The 327-nt window shown below is 59.6% G+C and carries 1 protein-coding gene; it reads right to left on the reverse strand.

The genetic code is table 11. The features are described from left to right. The coding region (locus HOP58_RS23310; RefSeq protein ID WP_234261932.1) for a transposase at positions 1–327 on the reverse strand (327 nt) is incomplete at both ends.

Raw genomic sequence — 327 nt, forward strand, 5'->3', positions numbered from 1 at the left:
CCTCAGGCTCCGGCTGCCACGCATCAGGTCGTTGCGTCGCGCCATAGCGTGCCAGCACCACACTGTCCTTCTTATCTGTTTTGCCGCGTACTCCCAGGCTACGGGAGAAGTCACGCACCTGTGCGGGGTTGAGGACATAAACCTGGATGCCGGCAGCATGCAGCCAATAGGCGAGCGTTTCGTGATAGATGCCGGTGGCTTCCATCACAACGTGCAACTGGTCCAATGGCTCCCCGGTTTGGTGCTCAAGCCATTCCAGCAGGCGTGGAAAGTCCTGCCGCCGATTGCCGAATACACGGGTCTTGACCTTTCCAGTCGCCTCATCGC

This window comes from Halomonas sp. MCCC 1A11062 (assembly GCF_021404355.1).
GTDB lineage: Bacteria > Pseudomonadota > Gammaproteobacteria > Pseudomonadales > Halomonadaceae > Halomonas > Halomonas aerodenitrificans.